This window comes from Salinibacter sp. 10B, from assembly GCF_002954405.1.
Taxonomy (GTDB): domain Bacteria; phylum Bacteroidota; class Rhodothermia; order Rhodothermales; family Salinibacteraceae; genus Salinibacter.
Genome location: NZ_MQWC01000004.1, coordinates 3,133,021 through 3,152,902, shown reverse-complemented (window position 1 = coordinate 3,152,902; position 19,882 = coordinate 3,133,021). Strand labels below are relative to the sequence as shown.

Annotated in this window: 15 protein-coding genes and 1 riboswitch; of the genes, 8 read left to right on the top strand and 7 right to left on the bottom strand. The window is 61.1% G+C overall.

What is annotated here, in order from left to right; genetic code table 11:
- Positions 1–225 precede the first annotated feature (225 nt).
- On the top strand, positions 226–708 hold the full coding sequence (locus tag BSZ35_RS12845; protein WP_105012818.1) for a YbhB/YbcL family Raf kinase inhibitor-like protein: 483 nt from the start codon (positions 226–228) through the stop codon (positions 706–708).
- 154 nt (positions 709–862) lie between these two features.
- Here the strand turns inward: BSZ35_RS12845 and BSZ35_RS12840 are convergent, their stop codons facing one another.
- Positions 863–2,626, bottom strand: coding sequence for a fasciclin domain-containing protein (locus BSZ35_RS12840; protein ID WP_105012817.1), 1,764 nt, complete (start codon positions 2,624–2,626; stop codon positions 863–865).
- Positions 2,627–2,961: 335 nt separating this feature from the next.
- Here BSZ35_RS12840 and BSZ35_RS12835 point away from each other — a divergent pair, with 335 nt between their 5' ends.
- Together BSZ35_RS12835 and BSZ35_RS12830 are read left to right on the top strand one after the other, a co-directional pair.
- Positions 2,962–4,548 carry an acyl-CoA carboxylase subunit beta gene (locus BSZ35_RS12835; RefSeq protein WP_181149333.1) on the top strand — a complete coding sequence of 529 codons (1,587 nt, stop codon included), beginning with the start codon at positions 2,962–2,964 and terminating at the stop codon, positions 4,546–4,548.
- 402 nt (positions 4,549–4,950) lie between these two features.
- Positions 4,951–6,576 carry a lytic transglycosylase domain-containing protein gene (locus BSZ35_RS12830; protein WP_105012815.1) on the top strand — a complete coding sequence of 542 codons (1,626 nt, stop codon included), beginning with the start codon at positions 4,951–4,953 and terminating at the stop codon, positions 6,574–6,576.
- Positions 6,577–6,686: 110 nt separating this feature from the next.
- On the opposite strand, the gene BSZ35_RS12825 is transcribed toward BSZ35_RS12830, so the two are convergent.
- Positions 6,687–7,337 carry a response regulator transcription factor gene (locus tag BSZ35_RS12825; protein ID WP_258096272.1) on the bottom strand — a complete coding sequence of 217 codons (651 nt, stop codon included), beginning with the start codon at positions 7,335–7,337 and terminating at the stop codon, positions 6,687–6,689.
- A 368-nt stretch (positions 7,338–7,705) separates the two neighbouring features.
- Between BSZ35_RS12825 and BSZ35_RS12820 the strand changes: the two genes are divergently transcribed.
- The 3 genes from BSZ35_RS12820 to tenA all read left to right on the top strand — a co-directional run bounded on the left by BSZ35_RS12820 (position 7,706) and on the right by tenA (position 13,187).
- Positions 7,706–10,102 (top strand): cation-translocating P-type ATPase, encoded by a 2,397-nt coding sequence (locus BSZ35_RS12820; RefSeq protein WP_105012813.1) that lies wholly within the window; start codon positions 7,706–7,708, stop codon positions 10,100–10,102.
- A 611-nt stretch (positions 10,103–10,713) separates the two neighbouring features.
- On the top strand, positions 10,714–12,090 hold the full coding sequence (locus tag BSZ35_RS12815; RefSeq protein ID WP_146110089.1) for a wax ester/triacylglycerol synthase family O-acyltransferase: 1,377 nt from the start codon (positions 10,714–10,716) through the stop codon (positions 12,088–12,090).
- A 198-nt stretch (positions 12,091–12,288) separates the two neighbouring features.
- A riboswitch (TPP riboswitch) is annotated at positions 12,289–12,392 on the top strand.
- Positions 12,393–12,467: 75 nt separating this feature from the next.
- A complete protein-coding gene (gene tenA / locus BSZ35_RS12810; protein ID WP_105013834.1) occupies positions 12,468–13,187 on the top strand; it encodes a thiaminase II in 720 nt (239 codons plus the stop codon).
- Positions 13,188–13,386: 199 nt separating this feature from the next.
- Here the strand turns inward: tenA and BSZ35_RS12805 are convergent, their stop codons facing one another.
- From BSZ35_RS12805 to BSZ35_RS12790, 5 genes are all read right to left on the bottom strand, one after another.
- Positions 13,387–13,974 carry a hypothetical protein gene (locus BSZ35_RS12805; protein WP_146110088.1) on the bottom strand — a complete coding sequence of 196 codons (588 nt, stop codon included), beginning with the start codon at positions 13,972–13,974 and terminating at the stop codon, positions 13,387–13,389.
- Between the two features lie 207 nt (positions 13,975–14,181).
- Entirely contained in the window at positions 14,182–15,852 is a 1,671-nt protein-coding gene (locus BSZ35_RS12800) for a b(o/a)3-type cytochrome-c oxidase subunit 1 (protein ID WP_105012810.1), read from the bottom strand.
- A 96-nt stretch (positions 15,853–15,948) separates the two neighbouring features.
- Complete coding sequence (locus BSZ35_RS12795) at positions 15,949–16,482, bottom strand: cytochrome c oxidase subunit II (RefSeq protein WP_105012809.1); 534 nt, start codon at positions 16,480–16,482, stop codon at positions 15,949–15,951.
- A 119-nt stretch (positions 16,483–16,601) separates the two neighbouring features.
- The gene (locus tag BSZ35_RS19280) at positions 16,602–16,802 is read right to left on the bottom strand and encodes a hypothetical protein (protein WP_146110087.1); all 201 of its coding nucleotides are present in this window, start codon (positions 16,800–16,802) and stop codon (positions 16,602–16,604) included.
- Positions 16,803–16,868: 66 nt separating this feature from the next.
- Entirely contained in the window at positions 16,869–17,273 is a 405-nt protein-coding gene (locus tag BSZ35_RS12790) for a high-potential iron-sulfur protein (protein ID WP_105012808.1), read from the bottom strand.
- A gap of 510 nt (positions 17,274–17,783) precedes the next feature.
- Here BSZ35_RS12790 and BSZ35_RS12785 point away from each other — a divergent pair.
- Both BSZ35_RS12785 and BSZ35_RS12780 read left to right on the top strand, forming a co-directional pair.
- On the top strand, positions 17,784–18,881 hold the full coding sequence (locus tag BSZ35_RS12785) for a betaine/proline/choline family ABC transporter ATP-binding protein (RefSeq protein ID WP_105012807.1): 1,098 nt from the start codon (positions 17,784–17,786) through the stop codon (positions 18,879–18,881).
- 56 nt (positions 18,882–18,937) lie between these two features.
- A complete protein-coding gene (locus tag BSZ35_RS12780) occupies positions 18,938–19,825 on the top strand; it encodes a proline/glycine betaine ABC transporter permease (protein ID WP_105012806.1) in 888 nt (295 codons plus the stop codon).
- Positions 19,826–19,882: the final 57 nt, after the last annotated feature.

Genomic DNA, 19,882 nt, shown 5'->3' with positions numbered 1-19,882 from the left:
CGAACAAGGAGAGCCGACGCCCTCCGGGGTCGGACCGGCCCCTGCGGTCGATCCCATCTCTGAACGTTTCCGAAAAACGGGCGGAGGTACTGAAAACGAAAAACACTGGCTGGAGCGGACATGTAGTTTCCATGAAGAGACGTTCCAGACCTCTTCACTAGCAAGACGGTGTTGCGTCTGGCGACGGATTCTCATCGGTTCTTTTGCCCAATCTGCTGAGTCGTCATGTCCGATTTTCAGTTTACCTCCGTTCCGTTCGCCCCCGCTGCCTCCATTCCAGCAGAGTATACCTGCGACGGGGAAGACGTCTCCCCTCCCTTGTCGTGGCGTCCTCCTCCCAAGGCGACCGAGAGCCTTGCCCTGGTTGTTGACGACCCCGATGCTCCGGGAACCGGTGCATTCACACACTGGATTCTTTTCAACCTCCCGCCGAGCGTCACCTCCTTGCCCCGAGCGTATGGTGCTGGAGACCCTCGGGTGGACACCGAGTCCCTGACGCCCCGAGAAGGCATGAACGACTTTGGGGACGTGGGCTACGGTGGCCCCTGTCCTCCGATCGGCGAAACGCACCGGTATGTCTTCACCCTGTACGCCCTCCCCTCGCCTCTCGACCTTTCTGCCGGCGCCGATCGGGCCAAGGTGATGACCGTCCTCGACGGGCACGTCTCCACAAAAGCGGAGCACGTGGGCACCTACCAGCGCGGGTAATGGAGAGAGATGCCTCCGGCTCCCATCTGAAGTACTCACAATCAAAAATGCCGTCGTCTGGACGTGGCCTGCGCCTCCCCCACAAAAAAAGCCCGCCCTCCATTCCGGACGGAACGGTGGGCGGGCAAGACCCTCTCGACTGAGGACTTTGTCCTTAGCTACCAGTACTCACGTTGCCCTGTGAGACGATGTACTGGATGTTCGGAATGCTCTCGTGCACGTTGACGTACCCGTCGAACCCAACGAGCGTGTCATACGATTCCCCGATGAGCTTACCGCTCCGAGCCTCCGTGTCTTTCCCATCGATCGGACTGAGGTAGTACGCAATGTTGCCGTCCGAATTATTGTGGATGTGGGCCGGATGCGAGACGTCGGCGCCCGTTGAGCCATCGCCGCCGGGCTGCAGGGACACCTGTGCGTACGTCATGCCGTCGGTCAGCTCAATGAGCGTCACCTCGCCCGGGATGCCGTTCGGGGCCAGGTTGCCATTGTTACTGTTGGCCGACAGCGAAAAGGTCGTCGACCGTCCGTTGTCCACGAGGTCCAGGCCGGCTGCGAGGGTTCCTTCGGCGTTGGCGCCGATGTTGCCCTGCGAGACCACCGTGCCCAGACTCGACGTGCTCTCGTGGATGTTGACGTATCCGTTGAAGTTGGCAAGCTCCTCGAACGGGCGGTTCACGAGGCGAGCGCTGGTTCCTCCGCCGCCGCTGCCGTCAATCGGGGTCAGGTAAATCTCGATCCCGCCGCCCTCAGAGACCGAATTGGCGTGAATGTGTGCTGGGTGAGCGACCTGAGTATTCGTTGCCCCGTTCTCAAGCTCCAGCGTTACCGCCGTCTGGCTCTCACTGACCTCCCAGAAGGTGACGGTCCCATTCACTCCCTCGGAAATAGCGCCCTCGTTGGACTGAGCCGCCAATTCGTAGCTCACGCTCTTCGTAAAGCTGGGCGGCACGAGAATTCCGTCAATGAGGTGGATAATGCCGTTGCTCGCCCGCTGATCCACGCGGTCGAGATTCAGTGTGGCCTCGCCGCCGTTGAACACGATGGTGCCGTCTTCTCGCTGCGTGATCGTCACCTCTTCCCCCTGCAGGGTGGGGACGGAGATCTCGCCGTTGTCGCTCTGCGACAGCATCTGGACGAGGGACTCGGCGTCGGTGATGCCGTCGAGCACGTGGTACTGGAGAATCTGCTGGACCTCGTTGTCGCTAAAGCCACTGAGGTCCGCGTTTTCGAACGCGGCGTTGTTGGGCGCAAACGTGGTCCAGGTGTTGTCCGCACTCTCGAAGGCCTGCACCAATTCGGCGTTCTGCAGGGCCTGGTAGAGCTGCTCGGTCGCAGTCGTCACCTGCAGCCGCTCAGCGGCGGTGCGGTTGGTCAGCAGAACGTCGCCGATCACATGGGCCACGCCGTTGTCAGTTTCGATGTCGGCACTCGTTACCGGAGCCCCCTCGACGAAGACGTTGCCGTCGTCATCGATGCTGACCTCAATCTCTTCTTCGGTGACGGTCGTGAAGGTGTCCCCATCTTCGAGGTCGCCGGACAGGACAGCAGCCCCTTGCACGACGTGATAGTCCAACACAGACCCGAGCAGATCCGCGTTGCTTGTTAGGAAGTCAACGTCGTACGACTCAAAGGCCGCGTTGGAGGGCGCAAACACCGTAAAGGTTTCGGCCGTGTCGTCCAGGACGCTGGCCCGATCGGTGGCCTGCAACGCCGTGGCAAGAGTACTAAGGTTATCGCTGCCCGTTACCGCATCGGTGAGGGTCGTTGCGGGTTCGGAATCATCGCCGTTATCGTCATCCATGTCCCCGTTGCTGTCGCAGCCTACGATGACGAGGGCGAAGGCAAGCAGGAGAACCTGCAGCCCGGCCCATAGGCGCCGGTGGGGGAGAAGGGCTGTGTTTGAGTATGATCTCATGGGAGTGAAGAGGTTTTCAGAAAGGATTGTGTACTTAACGATGCTTTGTTTGCGTCGCGACGACACGGAGCCCCTCTCCAGTACCCATTCCTAAGTGCAACGGGGGCGTAATACCGTATTGGGTGCCTATCGGCGGGACAGTACCGCGGGAAAACGGCTTGGACCACACCGTCCCTCCAATCGGAGTCCCCCCGAGCATGGCCCTCTTCGCAAGAAAAGCGGGAGCGGGACGGACATGCTCAGCAGGGATTCGTTGAGGAAGGATGCCGTGGCTCTTACTTTCATCCCTCACCCTCCTTTCTGTCTTCTCTCGTTCACGATCGTCCTCTTCTCTTATGAGCGCCCCCACCTCCTCCACCACTGATGCCCAGACCCACCGAGAGCTGTACGAGGATCTCCAGCACCGCCGCGAAGAGGCCGCCAAGGGAGGCGGAGACGCACGCATCGAACGGCAACACGAAAAGGACAAGCTCACCGCCCGCGAGCGCCTCGACATTCTGCTCGACGACGGGTCGTTCGAAGAGCTGGGCACGTTCGTTCGACACCAGGAGACCAACTTCGACCTTGACGAGAACCGGCCGTACGGCGACGGCGTCGTGACGGGCTACGGCACCATCCACGGGCGGCTCGTCTACGTCTTCAGCCAGGACTTTACCGTCTACGGCGGCTCGCTCGGCCGGGCACACGCGGACAAGATCGTGAACGTGATGGAGAAGGCGCTGGAGAATGGGGCGCCCCTCATCGGCCTCAACGACAGTGGCGGTGCGCGCATCCAGGAGGGCGTGAAGAGCCTCGGCGGCTACGCCGACATCTTCAAGCTCAACACCGACGCGTCCGGCGTCATTCCGCAGATCTCCGCCATCATGGGGCCGTGCGCCGGAGGCGCGGTTTACAGCCCGGCCATCACCGACTTCACGTTCATGGTGGAGGACACCAGCTACATGTTCGTGACGGGGCCGCACGTGGTGAAGACGGTGACGCAGGAAGACGTGACGGCAGGAGAGCTGGGCGGGGCACGCACCCACGCGACCAAGAGCGGCGTGAGCCACGTGACGTGCAAGAACGACGTGGACTGCCTCCGTCGCATTCGGGACCTCATGAGCTACCTCCCGCAGAATTGCGAGGAAGACCCGCCCCGGCAGTCGCGCGATGAGGTCTCCAGCGCACTCGACGGAGAGGAACTGGACGCACTGGTGCCGGAGGAGCCGAACAAGCCCTACGACATGCGCGACGTGATCCGGCACATCGTCGACAAAGACGACTTCTTCGAGATCCAGCCCGACTTCGGCGAGAATCTGATCACCGGCTTTTCGCGGCTCGGCGGACGCCCCATCGGCATCGTGGCCAACCAGCCCGCCGTACTCTCGGGCACGCTCAACATCGACGCTTCCGTGAAGGGCGCTCGGTTTGTTCGGTTCTGCGACGCCTTCAACATTCCGCTACTGGTCTTCGAAGACGTGCCCGGCTTTCTGCCCGGCACCGACCAGGAGTGGAACGGCATCATCAAGGAAGGGGCCAAGTTGCTCTACGCCTTTTGCGAGGCCACCGTGCCCCGCATTACCGTCATCACCCGCAAGGCATACGGGGGGGCCTACGACGTCATGAATTCAAAACACATCGGGGGTGACCTCAACTTTGCCTGGCCCACCGCCGAGGTGGCCGTAATGGGGCCCAAAAGTGCCGTCGAGATTATCTACCGTGATGAGCTTCAAGAGGCCGACGACCCGGAGGCCGCAAAAGACGAGTTTGTTGAACAGTACCGGGAGGCGTTTGCGACTCCCTACGTGGCGGCGGAATACGGCTACGTGGACGATGTCATCAAGCCGAGCGAAACTCGGAGGCGTCTCCTCCGTGGCTTCGATATGCTGGAGAACAAGGTCGTTAACAATCCGCCCAAAAAACACGGCAATATGCCCCTGTAACAGCCGCGGATTCCGGACACACGGAGGTAGCGGACAATCGCCTCGACCGTCTTAGAAACTGTTTTGCGGTCACAGGATGGGGAGAGAGCCAAAACAGTCTCTCTTCAAATCAACACGCAGAGGGAACCAGAATCCCAAGATTTGAGAAACCTCTCTTCCGAAACGGACCGTCCACGGATCGCTGGATCGGTTTATGCGTCATGAATTGGTAGATTTACAACCCGGTCACAGATTCACGCGTTGTGCCTGAAGGGTCTACTGTGACCTGCGTCGAATCTTCGCGGCGCATACGGAATGAAAGGGACGCCGACGTTTCATTCCACTTCGAAATAGGGGAGTCATCTCTTTTGGACCCCGCGTCGCAATTCCGTCACCGATGCTCCGCACGGAGCGGGAGGTGCCATGCAGAAGCGTACGTTTCTCCTTGTCGTTGCCATCGGTGGGGTGGTTCTCGCCGCACTCTGGCACCACTCGGTACATCCATCGGCCCCCACGTCCGAGACCTCCTGGACGCACTCCCTCGCCCGCACGGGCCCGATCGCTCACGCCAATCCCCCAGCCTCACAGGACACCCTGTCCGAGGCCGACGCCTTGCGTCGCATCGAGCGACTCTATCGCCTCCAGGCCGACCTCATGCAGGCGCAAGCCGCCCACGACGCCAAACGGGTCGAGGGAATTTTACACACGGCCATCGACGAGTTGGGAACGCTCCTCAATCATCGCAGTCTCGCGGATCGCCCACGCTTCCGCCGGGTCTTTCATGCCCTCACCTCGGAATACGAGAAGCGCTATGGCATCCCCGACACGCTCCGACTTCCCGAAGGGGACATTCACACGATGCGCGGCGGCCTCTTTGCAACCCTCAACGACGATGCGCCGGCCTCGCTCGTGGACGAACTGCCCTCCGATCTGCGCGAGCAGGATCTGCCAATCCCTCTCACCCTGAATCGTCCTGTTAAGGAGAGCATGGCTTTTCTGCTGGACCACAAGCAGCAGTACCTGTATCCGTGGCTGCGGCGGGCCTCCACCTACTTCCCTATGATCGAGCAGATCCTTGCAGAAGAGGGCGTGCCGGACGAACTGAAGTATCTCGCAATTGCTGAGAGTGGGCTCAACCCCCACGCCCAAAGCCGGGCTCAGGCCGCTGGCATCTGGCAATTCGTGGCCCGAACGGGCCGTCGTTACGGCCTATCGGTCGACCCCTGGGTGGATGAACGCCTCGATCCGGAAAAATCGACGCGAGCCGCGGCGCGCCATTTGAAAGACTTGTATGCTCGCTTCGGAGACTGGCAATTGGCCCTGGCGGGGTACAACTGCGATCCGGGCGTGGTGCAGTATCACGTCTACAAGTACCGACAGCGCACGGGGGAGACGCCCTCATTCTGGGACATCTACCAGAAGCTGCCGGAGGAGACGCGCAACTACGTCCCCCTCTTTACCGCCACGGCCGTCATTCTCTCGAATCCCACGGACTTTGACCTCAAGCGCGTGGAGGCCGGTCCGCGCTATGCCTTCGACTACGTGCCCGTGGAGGCCGCTCTCACCATCGAGCAGGTGGCCACCCTGGCGGAAGTAAAGAAAACAAAGGTTCAGGTATTAAATCCGGAGCTGCGGAGCAACCGTCTCCCGCCCTCGGAAGAGCCGTACTATGTGCGCCTGCCCTACGGCACGTACCACACATTTGCCAAGAACTACGCCGCCCTCCCAGCCGAAGAACGAGCTCCCTCGCTGAAGCATATTCTGCAATCCGGGGAAACGATGGGACAGGTCGCCGAGCGGTACCACGTGGAGCGCGACCGTCTCGTGGAGGCCAACACCAATGGCTATCCGATTTCCATGCACGTAGGACAGCCCCTCACAATTCCGGAAACGGAGTACGCAGGAAATACCCGCATTGCCGAAAGCGCAGACGCCACCCCAATTCGCGTACGCTACGGCCGCCGCACCATCCGCTCCATCGGCACCGGCGAGTCGCTGGAGACGAGTCTAACGGCGGCCGCCTCCGAGTCGCCTCCCCCCACCCCGTAGTGCAGGCTCAGTCGGGACGCTGAGACTCTCCCCCCAGCGCCTTCGTTTGAAACATGGATCTCGCCCCATGTACCGACAAGACCGTGTCCTGATGCCCATTCCGTCTCCGACTACCGCTCCCCGTTCAGGCCCTTGCTCTCACAGTACATCCACTGCATAGCATACTGCAGAAGGGCCGAGATGCTGTCAAGCCCTAGTTTTTCTCGTGCTCGGCGCCGATGAGTCTCCACTGTCTTGCGGCTAAGGCCTAGTTCGTCTTGAACCTTCTCGACGCTGTATCCTCGACCGATCATGCGGAAAACCTCTCGCTCTCGATCCGTCAGTTCGTCAACGGAAAATCGAGCCTCTGCTGATCCATTCTGTCTCATCCGGCGGACGATGCGATTGGTCATTCGGTCGCTGAGAAACGTTTCTCCGCGTTCGATACAGCGAATCGCCTCCACGATCCACTCTACGGGTTCGGTTTTCATCAGATAGCCGGACGCCCCTGTTCGCAGGGCCCGCTCCGCGTATATTTTCTCATCGTACATCGAAAAGATGAGAATCCCGACGTCCGGATTCTGTCTGTTGATGGTCCGTACCAGATCGAGACCGTGCCCATCCGGAAGCGAGATGTCCACGATGGCGACATCGGGGGGCTGTTGTTGAATCTCAGAGAGTCCTTCCCGAAACCCGGTTGCATACCCGAGAAGGTCGACTCCGATCGTATGGTGTAGCGCATCGGCCACCGCCTGGCAGATGACCGGATGGTCATCCACCATGTACACAGACGTGATCCGGGACGGATCGGAACGAGCGGTCCTGGGGAGAGGAGATCTGCTCGTATCGGGTAACGAACGACGGGTTGATGGTGTCATCATTTTGAAGGGATCTGTTGCACACCGAGAGAGGAGTGCCCCAATCTATGCGGGATCGCCCCGGGAACCCCGTATCAGTATGGAGGGGGTGGGGCTGCACCGTTGGTGCAAGTGACCGTGTCCGCAGCGGACCTCGCATAGTTCCGAATCCCCCACAGGGCACAATCCTGTCGGGCCCCTCCCCACATACGATCGCAGATCAACGGCGGACACCATCGGGAAGTGCTGCGTTTGCCGTTCTGAGAATCGTCCTATGTTTTCCTCCCGTCTCGATGAGTACAGCCCCGACCTCTCCGTCCCCCACGACGAGCGCCTCTGATCCAGCCGACGCGTCTTCTGAGCGGTGCACGCTCTGCGATCTGCCGACCCCGGATCCCCCCGTGACCGGCACGGACGTCAACGGCACCTTCTGCTGTCCGGGCTGCCGGGACGTCTACCGCACGCTCGACACCCTCGATGACGAGGACAAAGCGGCGGTCCGTGAGCGCTTGGACGGCTCCGGTGCCGCTTCCCCCGTCCCCGACGACGCGGCCGAAACGTTCTTGCACGTACAGGGCATGCACTGCACGGCGTGCGAGGCCTTTCTCGAAGCAGTGGCCGAGCAGGCGGACGGGGTCTACCGGGCAGAGGCCAGCTATGCCTCCGAGATGATGCGTCTTCATTACGACGAGGACCAGCAGTCGGGGGACGCTCTGGCCTCCCATCTCACCCGGAGTGGATATACCGCTGCCCGAGACCGATCGGAGGCGGACGATGACTCCAGCACCGCCGTCCGGCTCATTTTCGGTGGCTTCTTCACCATGATGGTGATGGTGTGGTACATCGTGTTTCTGTACCCGGTATACGTCGGAGGGAATGGCCTCGTCCCTCTGGAAGGGGAGTTTGCCCGCTACGCGCTCGGCAACGTATGGCTCGCGACCACGGTGGTCCTCGGCATTACCGGCTGGCCGTTGATCCGCAGTGCCGGGGTCAGCCTCCGTGTCCTGAAGCCCAACATGGATTTGTTGATCGTGATCGCAGCGGGCAGTGCCTACCTCTACAGCACCGGTGCCCTGCTGTTGGGAGAAATGGAGGTCTACTTCGACGTAGCCGTCGTTATCATCTTCGTCGTCACCCTCGGTCGCTGGTTCGCGGACCGGGTAAAAGCGCGAGCCGTCGGGCTGTTGTCCGAACTCACCCGCGAGCAGGTAGACGCTGCTCAGCGCGTCGGGGCCGATGGCACTACCGAGTCTGTTGCCCTTAGCGCCCTCTGCTCCGGCGACGTGGTACGAGTACGCCAGGGTGAACGCGTCCCGATCGACGGTACGGTTGCCGAGGGACGAGCGACGGTTGACGAATCGCTCCTGACGGGGGAGGCCCGCCCCGTCTCCAAGACCCCGGGCGACGACGTGATCGGCGGAAGCGTAGTACAAACGAACGTGCTCGACGTGCGGGTGGGAGAGGAGGCGCAAAGCACACTCGACCGACTCGTACGCCTGATGTGGGAGATCCAGGCCTCTACGCCGGGTGTGCAGCAGGTGGCCGACCGGCTGGCCTCCATCTTTGTCCCGCTTGTGTTGGTACTTGGCGTTGGGGCCGTTGGCATTCAACTCACGATGGGAGCTACGCTTCCGTACGCGCTGCTCAGTGGCCTGACGGTTCTCATCGTATCGTGCCCCTGCGCGCTCGGCCTCGCGACGCCATTGGCCGTGGCCGCCGGCACGCAGGCCGGCCTCCGGCGCCGCATCGTCATCAAGCACCCCGGTGCCTTCGAGCAGGCTGCCGACCTCGACCTGGTGGTCTTCGACAAGACCGGAACGCTCACCACGGGCCAAATGCAGGTCGTCGACGCGACGGGCGACCCCGAGACGCTCGCACAGGCCCGCGCCATTGAACAGTGGTCGTCACATCCCGTCGGCCGGGCGGTCGCTGGTTCGGGAAGGAGCACCGACGCCGAGGTACGCGACGTGAAGACCCATCCGCGCGGCATCGGGGCGACGATCAACGGGGATCGCGTCTTTGTAGGCCACCCGGAGGCGTACCGGACACGGGGCGGAACGATCTCGGCTTCGCTATCCGCGAAGGCGAAGGCTGCGATCGAGAACGCGCGGGTGCCCGTGGTGGTGGGGGGAGACGAAGATGAAGCACAAGGCCTCTTTGTGGTAGGCGACTCGCTCCGCGACGAAGCCGACGCCGTCCTCGACCAGCTCGGCGAATCTGTCCGCGTTGCTGTGTGTACGGGCGACCATAAGGCCGCCGTAGCCCCCCTCCGCGCCGACTCTCGTATCGATGAGGTGTTTGCCGAAGTGCGGCCCGAAGCCAAGCGCGCCCTCCTCCGCACATGGCGCACAGATCACAACGGAGTAGCCATGGTGGGCGACGGCAGTAACGACGCCCCGGCCCTCGCCGACGCGGACCTCGGAGTGGCCTTCGGTCCCACGGCCCTCGCCGCCGACTCTGCCGATGTCGTGCTGTTGGACGACGACCTTACGCGTCTTCCGGACCTTTTGAACCTGGCCCGCACCACCCGTCGACGCATCCGTCAGAATCTGGGTTGGGCATTCGGCTACAACGCCATTGCCATTCCGCTGGCCATTCTCGGCTGGCTCAATCCGCTGGCCGCCGCCCTCGCCATGGCGTCGAGCAGTCTGTTGGTGGTGGGGAATTCGGCACGACGGTTAGATGGATGAGTCGTCGTACGCTCCCATCTGCGCGTGCCTCATTGTCAGGATGATTCCCAGTATACGAGAAGGGAGAGCAGTGTCTGTATAAAGGGTCTATTGCTCCGTCAAGCTGAGGACGTCGAGTGTCGAATCGTACTCTGTCTCCGAAGCCTGATGTCGGTTACGACATTACGGTTCGACGACAAGCGCTCACGCACACTGACGAAATGTACAATCAATAGCGTCACAAACATGGAACCGTCCTGCTCCAACTAGGGCTTTCCTATACGATTGTCAGGGCGACTGCGTCTTGACGTTTCTGGAGGAGAGGCTCTCTGCACTCGCCCTCCCCGACAGCCCGCGTTCGGTTGTTCTGCGTCCCGGACTCGATCTCGGTACGGCAATCAACGAGGGTCGCTTTTGAGATCGCACTCCGTCGGTCTGTTCACGAGGCATCTCCTCGCCCCTTAACCACCTATTGCGTACGATTGGATTGTCCTGGCTCGGCCAGGAAAAGGCGCTTACGGCGCATTTCGCCACCTTCCCCCTCTGTCATTGTCAAGTTGGATGGGACGTGCCGTCGTCGACTGGCGTAGATTGGGGATGTTGTTCTTTTGCACCGAATCCCTTTTCCGGTCGTGGCTGCTCCGTCCCGTCGCCCTCTCTCCCCCGTCGATGCGGCCTGGTATCGCATGGACTGGCCCAATAATCCGGCCGTCATTACCGGCCTCTTGTATCTCGATGCTCCGGTCGACCTCGAAACGGCACGCTTGGTGTTTGCCGAGCGCCTGCTCGACGTTGATCGCTTCCGGTCCCGGGTCGTGGAGCGAGGCCTTCTTTGGTCGCTACCCTACTGGGAAACGGACCCGCACTTCGACATCGCCCCCCACGTACAGGCACTGAGAGGACCCGGCTCGGGGGACGAGTCGGACCTCCTTGACCTCGTCGGGGATCTTGCCTCGAGGCCGCTTCCGCCGGATCGCCCGCTGTGGCAGGCTTACGTCATTGATCGGGGCGAGACCAGTGCTCTCGTGATTCGATTTCACCACTGCATGGCCGACGGCACCGGATCGGTCGCGCTTGCCCGGCACCTGCTGGATCCGGTCGACGCCTCGGCCTCCATTCCGTCCACTCCCGCACAACCCAGCCTGCCGAGGGCCACCTCTCTCTTCGACCGTACAAGGCGTGGGCTTTGGACCGGACTCCGAGTGGGCATCGAACGATTTTGCCATCCCGTCGACACCCTCCAGCATCTGCCAACGGTGGTCGAGGGCGTCGGCATCGCCGCGGGATCGGTGCTTGAGCCGGCCGACCCGCCGACGCCGCTCCATGGAGCGCTGAACGGAACCCGACGCTTGGCCCACACCAAGCCCTTTCCCTTGGCCGACGTAAAAGCAATCGGACGCGGGGCCGACGCCACCGTCAACGACGTGCTGGTGGCCGCCGTGGCGGGCGCTCTGCGCCACTACCTGCTCGACCACGACACAACGGAGGCCCTCCCGTCTCTCCGAGCGATTGTGCCCGTCGACCTGCGCCCCGAGGGACGGGCCCTGGAGCTCGGCAATGCCTTCGGCCTCACCTTTCTCCCCCTCCCCGTGAATGAGACCGATCCCGCGGCCCGGCTTCGGGCAGCCAAAAGCGGGATGGATGCCATCAAGCACTCGCCGGAAGCACACGTTTTTCTGGGTATTCTGGGCCTGTTTGGCCAGCTCCCGGCGTGGATCGAGGACGCTGCCGCCGACCTGTTTGCAAGCAAGGCCACGGCGGTCCTCACCAATGTCACCGGGCCAACGCACCGGCACGCCTTCGCCGGACGAACACTCGAAGGTCTCGTGTTCTGGGTGCCCCATCCCGTGCACCTTGGCCTCGGTATCAGCATTCTCAGCTACGACGGAGGCCTCACGGTGGGCGTGATGACGGATGGCGGGGTGGTGGCGGAGCCTTCGATCATCGCGAGGGCCATTGAGGAAGAGGTCACGGCTTTGCAGAAACGCGTGGTGCCCGTGCCAGCCTGATGCGTGGGGCTCCAATCCTCAGAGGCGTGTATGTGATAAAATCATCTTTGCCCTTCTGTTATTCGGCTGTACCTGGGACGAGTGGGCGAGAACCCGCCCGGTCTGTCAGCCATCAAATTCAGACGCCAATATCAAGACGCAATCGCTCTGGCACGATTGCTCCACCTTGATCCTGACCCACGCTGTCAGTACGTTTGAAAACGAAGCTAGGGGTGTGCGGCGCCGTACGGCGACCGGGCTGAGAGAGTCCCTTCGAACCTGATCCGGTTCACACCGGCGAAGGAAAGCAAGACCTGGGGCCACCAGGCGTGCGTATCATCTCTGGCTTCGCCTTTTCACATCGCATCCGTTTTGCGAAGCCATTCTACTACGACGCCATGCCTGAAACGCTTGCTGCCCCCATCGACACTCGCCCGTACACCGTCCCGCCGTTTGCCCAGTCGTGCCTGGAGCACGTCCGCAAGGCCTGGGACGAAGCTGTCGATCACCCGTTCGTGCACGCCCTGGCCGACGGCTCGCTCGACCCGGAGCGATTTAAATTCTACCAGATGCAGGACGCGCGCTACCTGGAGGCCTTTGCCGATGCCGCGTCCCTCGTCTCTACCCGCTGTCCGGACCCGGACGATAAGCTCTGGTTCATCGACGCCGCCCGCCTCGCTGTTGTCGTAGAGGGCGAACTCCATGAAGGATATGGAGAAGAGCTGGGGTATGGGCCTGACGACATTCGCGACCTCACGCTGACACCGAACAATCGCGCCTACCAGAATCACATGCTGGAGCGGGCGCAGCGGGGCACGCTCGTGGAGGCGGTGGCCGCCCTCACGCCGTGTCCGTGGCTCTACATCGAGTTAGGCCAACGGCTGGAGCGGGAAATGGGGGCCGTGCCCGACGATCATCCGTATGCGGAGTGGTTGGAGATGTACCGCGATCCGGACTTTCACGAATACATGGACAACCTCCTGGCGCGGCTACAGCGCTTTGCGGAGGCGGCGGATGAGTCTGCCCGCGAAGGCGCCCGCACGGCCTTTACCACCAGCGTTCGGTACGAGTGGATGTTCTGGAATCAGGCCTGGACGCAGCAGGAATGGCCAGTCTAGGCAGTGGCGAATTGCGAGTAGCGAATGACGAGTTGGGGCGCCGATGATGGCTGATCCGTGAAGCGTGAGGCGTGATACGTGAAGACAACCCCGGACGTCACGACTCACGATTCACGCATCACGTCCTGTTTGGGGACGCTACGGAAGACAGATTTCGTTTTGCCCTCGAACGAAGCTCGTGCGATCCGGGAAGGGAGCGTCACTGCATCCGCACGGGCACGTGTCCCACATCCATCGTGCGGGTTGCTGACACAGTGGAGTCGGGGGCACTCGTCGCCGTCGCCGTGATCGTGAGGGCATCGGGGCGCTGCCCGACCGGGAGGGTCCAGGACGCCGTGAACGAGGTCGTGTCGGACGGCGCCCACGTGTAGCTCGGGGCCGTGGTGCGCTCCGCTCCGTTGGTCGCCGTGAGGCGGTCGAATGTGAGCGTCGTGCGTCGCTCCAGCGCCGTGTCGGGCCGGGCCGTGAGCATGAAGGTCCACGCCTCATCGGTGGCACGGACGCGGAGACGCCACACCCGAATATCCGGTGCCAGCGACGGTACAAGCCTGCCGCCCTCCTCCAGCACGGGCCGCTGCGTCTCAGTCGACGTTTTCGCCTCGTCGCCGTAGAACAGATACGAGCGGAGCAGCGTCATCCCCTCAATCCCAAAGGCCAGCCCAAAGGCCAGCGTCAATAGAATGCGCACCAGCCACTTCTCGTAGATGTCCGACTCATTCGAAGAGGAGGACCCAGTTGGTGCGTCCGATGAGGAATCCGGTTTCGAAGAAGGGTTGACGGTGCCCAAGAGAGGGAAGCCGTTGGTGGAAAATCATTTTGTACTGAAGCTGTCCGCCCGACGGATTGCGTACTGGGGGACCCTCGCCGAGAATGCAGTCCACTCTCGGAATTGGTCCAGGAGAAACGAGTCACACTGGAGTCTCCATCTTTGAAAAGACTCCGCTCTCCTGTTTCGGGTCCCCCCTTCAACGCATTACGCAATACGCCCCATCCGTTACACCGGCGTGGGCGGTGCCCCCGGTGAGAAGAGTCCATCCATCACCATATCGGCCAACGGCAGCGAGTAGGCGAGAAGAACGAGCACAATCGCAATCGCAATCCACAGCTTCATGTTGTCCAGAATCTTCGGCGTGTGTTCTGCGCCGCTCAAGGGCTCCGGAATCGTATCATCAATCGGGCCCTCTTGTCCCCCACGCCAACTGGCAATGACAACCACGAGGAAGAAGACCAACGAGATAAACAGGATGGTTCCGCCGAGGGCCGTTTGCCACTGCATCTCGCTTACCGTGCCAAAGGGAGGATCGTACGTCACGCTCCGATACTCCGGCTCGGCCGTCCGGCGCGGAATACCAGCGAGCCCCGCACGGTGGAGGGCATTCGACATGAGCGTCATCCCGACGAACCAGGTGTAGGGCTGGGCGAGCGCTAGCTTTTTAAACTTGAGGGTTCGCCCCGTGAGCTGCGGCAGGATCCAGTACGTTATGGCCATAAACGTGAGCGCCGAGGCCGTGCCCACCGTGAGATGGAAGTGGCCCGGGATCCAGGCCGTGTTGTGGACGAGCATGTCAATGTTGAGCGACGCATTGATCATGCCGCTGAACCCTCCCGCGGCGAACATGATGCCGGCCAGGGCACAACCCGCAAACGCCGGCCGGTTCCAGGGAAGCGCCCCCATCCACGCAAAGTACCCGGAGCCGCCCCGCTGGCGCGCCCCGTGCTCCATGCTAGAGATGACGGTGAAGGCTGTCATGAGGCTCGGCAGGAGAATCAGGAGCGTCGAAATGACCGCCCACATCTTGTAGCCGAGGCTAATGCCCGGATCGGCGTACTGGTGGTGGAACCCGATCGGGGTGGACAGAAGCAGGAAGAAGACGAACACAATGCGCGTGAGCGAATCGCTGAAGAGCCGTCCGCCCGACAGTTTCGGCAGGATGGAGTACCAGACAAAGTAGGCCGGGAGTAGCCAGAAGTACACCACCGCGTGGCCGAAGTACCAGAACAGGGTCCGTGGCAGCAGCGGGTCAATGTTGGTCACAAACCCGAGCGACCACGGGATGAGGAGCACCACCACTTCGAGCGCCACCCCAATCGAGCAGATGTACCACATGAGCCACGTAAAGAGAACCATGTAGGTCTGCAGGGGAATGGAATCGTCCGGATGCTCTTCGCGCCAGCGGCGGAACGAAATAAACCAGTCAACCCCGGTCAGCCACGACCCAACCACCAGGAGGGCCGCTCCGATGTAAAAGAGCGGATGAGCCTGAAGCGGGGGATAGAACGTGTAGAGCACCGCCGCACTCATGCCACTGCCGGGCACGAGACCACCGAGAATGGCCGTCGCCGTGAGCACCGTACCCACCGTCATCACCCAGAACCAGGTCCAGGTAAACGTCATGTTCTCAGGCTCCCGCTCAAGGCTCCGGGAAATGCCCCATTGATAGAGCCCCACGATGAAGAAGGTGGTGAAGACGAGGGCAAGCAGGACGCCGTGGCCCGTGAGCACATCGTAGTACTGCACCGACGACACGATGCCGCGGAAGGTCCCGGTGCGATGCAGGGCCTGTACGAGCCCAAAGAAGCCCCCAATGCCGAGCGCGGTGAAGGCGACGATGAAGGAGGCCTTGACGATGCGGGTCGCGTCGGGGTAGCGGTCAACAAACGTCATAGAGGATGCCGGGTCCGAATCGGGTGATCGTAGAAAATCGAAATCAATCGCCAGCGCCAACCAGCGAAGCGGGGAAGACGGATTGCGCGCAATGCGCTATTGCGCACTGGCGGTCACGAGATTGCTTTCATCGTACTCCGACTTGGGGACGACCTTAATCTGTCCCTGCATCGTGTGATGAGCAGCACCACAGTACTCATGACAGATGACGCCATAGGTGCCCGGCTCCGGAAAAATCGTTCCAAAGGTCGCAATTTGGCCGGGAATCGCCATGGAATTGATGTTGGTGCCCACCACCTCGAAGCCGTGGATGACGTCCGGACTCGTCACGTGGAAGGTGACCCGGGTATCAGCCGGAAGCACCAGCGGCTGCCCCGACCCCGGGCGAAAGAGAAATTTCTGCGCCACCATGTACACCTCGTAGTGATCCTCCTCCACCTTACGCACGCCAGGAGTAGAGAACGGCCCCTCCGAAAGGACCGTCATGGGATTGACCTGCTCACCCGTCTGACTGGACCCTGGAACTTTCAGGTCCAGAACGGTGAAGCCGAACATCACGATGCCGATGAAGCACGCGATGAGGAAGAGCGAAAGGCCGATCCAGAGTTTTTCGAATCGGTGTATGTGCATATCGTCAGCGGATCATCGTGGGGAAATAGAACAGAGACCGAGCGCCGGCTTTCGTCCAACATACCCTCCTGGACAAACGACATGTTCGACCGGACGAACCGTGATCGACTCGAACGGCGCTACTCAATAATCGAAGGACTGCGGCCGGCAAACTCAACGAAGTACAGCAGCGCGTAGAGGACAAGAAGCAAAAGGAAGTAGCCTCCCGTCACGGCCAAAGTCCCCACTGGATCAAACTCCTCCAGCGAGATTTCTTTGACGATCTCATCGCCCTCCATGGATGCATCGGCGGCTTCAGAGGCAGAAGCGTCGGCGGACATGAATCAGTGGGCTATAGTGAGACAGAACACGATGGGGCCGGCCCTGCGTCCGGCCCAACGTGGGCATTAACTGGCAGGCGCCCAGGAGTTGCAGTACCCATTCGCCGCCACAGGACCCGGGAACAGCTGGCATCCGCCACACCCCTCTCCGTACTCGCTCTTGATGTAGAGCTGGCAGTTCGCGCAGTTCTTTTTGTCTTCGGGCGTTTCTTCGACGTATTGCAACGAACTCACCATCTGTTTCCGCTGCTTCTTCTGCGCGTCGGACAGGCTGGAGAGGTCGGAGCAGTCGGCCGAGGCCGTCGTTTCTCCGCCGGATGCACTGCTGCCTCCGTCGCCCCCATCCCCCCCCGAATCGTCGGACCCGCCACAGGCCGTCAGGAGGGACCCACCGGCCCCCACCACGCCGGCAATGCCAATGGACTGGAGGAAGCGGCGCCGTGTGACGCGGTCGTTGTCTTTGGAGTTCATAAGTCAGTCGTGTGGTTCATGGGAGAGCTCGTGATTACTCACGCATCTGAGAATATAGGAAACGGAAGGCACGTGTTAAAGCGAAAATGTCCTCCTTTCGTAGGGAATTGGCGGGAGGGGGTGTGGGTGCTCCTCCCACGCAAACGCCCGGCCTGAAAAGCCCCACAAGAGAAAGACGACGTGCCCGATTAGAGGGCATCTGTTCTCAGGCAGGTTACTTTTCCTAACAGGTTACATGAAAGTGAGAGGAATTGGGCCAATAGGGCTCGTATTTCTAAACATGTTTCTCCTGGGGGGTTAATAGAAACATTGGGTCTGGACTCGAAAGAGAACCGACGCATGAATCAAGCAAGGAGGCAGTCTTAGGGGGGCAATCCTGCACTCCATCGTACGGTCTGACCCCGTGCATTCGTCGAGATCGGAATGGAGGGATGTTCGCCCCCCATATAGCTGAAGGGCGGATCTTATTTTCCGCTTAATGTTCGATTCTCATTCAAGGAATACAATGTTATGGCGGTTATTGAGGTGGAGGGACTCTGGAAAATTTTTGGCGGCGACCCCGAACGGGCCCGCACGCTTGCTCAGGACGAAGGACTTTCGAAGGCAGAGGTGAAGGAGGAGACGGATTCCGTCATCGCGGTGAACGATGCCAACTTCGACGTACAGGAGCAGGAAATCTTCGTCGTGATGGGCCTATCGGGAAGTGGAAAATCCACACTTCTCCGGTGCGTCAATCGGCTGGTTGAGCCCACCTTCGGCACGGTTCGCGTCCACGGAGAAGACGTGACGGCCTACGATCAGGAGCAGCTGCGGCAAATTCGGCGCACGAAGATGTCGATGGTGTTCCAAAACTTTGGGCTGTTCCCGCACCGCACCGTGCTCGGCAATGTCGAGTACGGGCTGGAAGTGAGCGGAGCCGACAAGGAAAAACGACAGGCCAAGGCCCGACGCACCCTCGAACTGGTAGGACTGGAAGGCTACGAGGACAGCAATCCCGGGGAGTTGAGTGGAGGGATGCAACAGCGTGTGGGACTGGCACGGGCCCTCGTGAACGACCCCGAAATTCTGCTGATGGACGAGGCCTTCAGTGCGCTCGACCCCCTCATTCGAGAGGAGATGCAAAACGAGCTTCTGGACCTACAGGACATGTGGGATCCGGCCGCCACGATTCTCTTCATCACGCACGACCTGGACGAGGCGCTGAAGATGGGCGACCGTATCGCCATCATGAAGGATGGAGAGATCGCCCAAATCGGCACGCCGACGGAGATTCTCACGAATCCGGCCGACGATTACGTGGAGTCTTTCGTTCAAAATGTGGACCGGACGAAGGTCATTCCGGTCCGGACGGTGATGCGCGCTCCCACGGACGAGGAAGCTGAGCGCCTGACCGAAGAGGACCCGTCGGTCTCCCTTCACACGTCAATCGCTGAGGTTCTTCCGCGCGTCCTTGAGACGGACGGCCCAGTGGCCGTTCGGGATAGCGCCGGCACCCTGAAGGGCATTGTCAGCCAGAAGGACGTAATGGCAGAAATCACCCGCAACGCCAGCAACGTGTCGAAGACCCGTGAGGCCTCCCGCCACGCCGAAAAGATGGAAACGGCATAAACGGGTCGGCTCTCCTTCCGGTCGTCTCTCGAATCTTGAACGAGCCACGGTTTCTTATGGAGTTGAATATCGGCGGTGCATTTGCGTCCCTCATCGAATGGTTGCAGAACAACCTGGGACCGCTCTTTGATTTCATTACGACAGTTATCAGTACGACTACCGACGGGCTTGAAGAGGTGCTTCTCTTCCTTCCCCCGTGGGCAATGGTGCTTCTACTGACAGCCCTGGCCTGGTGGATTGCCTCGCGGGGCGTCGCACTCTTTACGTTCTTCGGGATGGGCCTGCTCACCGAGGCCGAGTTCGCCCTCTTCGGGATGGAGTTCGCCCTTGGGATGGGGTACTGGGAGGCAACAATGCAAACCCTCACGCTCATCCTCACAGCGTCCCTGTTCTCCCTTCTCGTTGGCATCCCACTGGGCATCTGGGCGGCCAAAACGGAGACGGTTGACCAAATCGTTCGGCCCATCCTCGATTTTATGCAAACGATGCCTTCGTTTGTATACCTCATTCCCGCTGTCGTCCTCTTCGGTCTGGGGACAGTGCCAGGCGTCATTGCCACCTTTATCTTTGCGACGCCCCCCTGTGTGCGGCTCACGAACCTTGGCATCCGACAGGTTTCGGAGGAAACCATTGAGGCGGCCAAATCCTTCGGGTCGACCCCGACGCAGCTGCTCTTCAAAGTGGAGCTCCCGATGGCGCTTCCCACCATTCTCGCCGGAGTAAACCAAACGGTTCTTCTGGCCCTGTCGATGGTTGTGGTCGCCGCGCTGATCGGCTCCAGCGGCCTCGGCCAGCCGGTGGTACAAGGCCTCACCCAGTTGCAGATTGGGCGTGGGTTCGAGGGCGGACTTGGCATCGTTATCCTTGCCATTTTCCTGGACCGCATCACCCAAGCGGTCGGCGAAAAGGCCGGCAGTACGGCCGAAGCAGGACAGGCTGCGTAACTAGCACGACACTCTTGAATTCCGACGACTTCTGTTTGCTTTCTCCACATAACCACT

What these genes read in the sequence shown, in the direction of transcription:
- BSZ35_RS12845 (WP_105012818.1), top strand. Translation starts at nt 226, where the DNA reads ATGTCCGATTTTCAGTTTACCTCCGTTCCGTTCGCCCCCGCTGCCTCC.
- BSZ35_RS12840 (WP_105012817.1), bottom strand. Translation starts at nt 2,626, where the DNA reads ATGAGATCATACTCAAACACAGCCCTTCTCCCCCACCGGCGCCTATGG.
- BSZ35_RS12835 (WP_181149333.1), top strand. Translation starts at nt 2,962, where the DNA reads ATGAGCGCCCCCACCTCCTCCACCACTGATGCCCAGACCCACCGAGAG.
- BSZ35_RS12830 (WP_105012815.1), top strand. Translation starts at nt 4,951, where the DNA reads ATGCAGAAGCGTACGTTTCTCCTTGTCGTTGCCATCGGTGGGGTGGTT.
- BSZ35_RS12825 (WP_258096272.1), bottom strand. Translation starts at nt 7,337, where the DNA reads ATGGTGGATGACCATCCGGTCATCTGCCAGGCGGTGGCCGATGCGCTA.
- BSZ35_RS12820 (WP_105012813.1), top strand. Translation starts at nt 7,706, where the DNA reads ATGAGTACAGCCCCGACCTCTCCGTCCCCCACGACGAGCGCCTCTGAT.
- tenA (WP_105013834.1), top strand. Translation starts at nt 12,468, where the DNA reads ATGCCTGAAACGCTTGCTGCCCCCATCGACACTCGCCCGTACACCGTC.
- BSZ35_RS12800 (WP_105012810.1), bottom strand. Translation starts at nt 15,852, where the DNA reads ATGACGTTTGTTGACCGCTACCCCGACGCGACCCGCATCGTCAAGGCC.
- BSZ35_RS12795 (WP_105012809.1), bottom strand. Translation starts at nt 16,482, where the DNA reads ATGCACATACACCGATTCGAAAAACTCTGGATCGGCCTTTCGCTCTTC.
- BSZ35_RS19280 (WP_146110087.1), bottom strand. Translation starts at nt 16,802, where the DNA reads ATGTCCGCCGACGCTTCTGCCTCTGAAGCCGCCGATGCATCCATGGAG.
- BSZ35_RS12790 (WP_105012808.1), bottom strand. Translation starts at nt 17,273, where the DNA reads ATGAACTCCAAAGACAACGACCGCGTCACACGGCGCCGCTTCCTCCAG.
- BSZ35_RS12785 (WP_105012807.1), top strand. Translation starts at nt 17,784, where the DNA reads ATGGCGGTTATTGAGGTGGAGGGACTCTGGAAAATTTTTGGCGGCGAC.
- BSZ35_RS12780 (WP_105012806.1), top strand. Translation starts at nt 18,938, where the DNA reads ATGGAGTTGAATATCGGCGGTGCATTTGCGTCCCTCATCGAATGGTTG.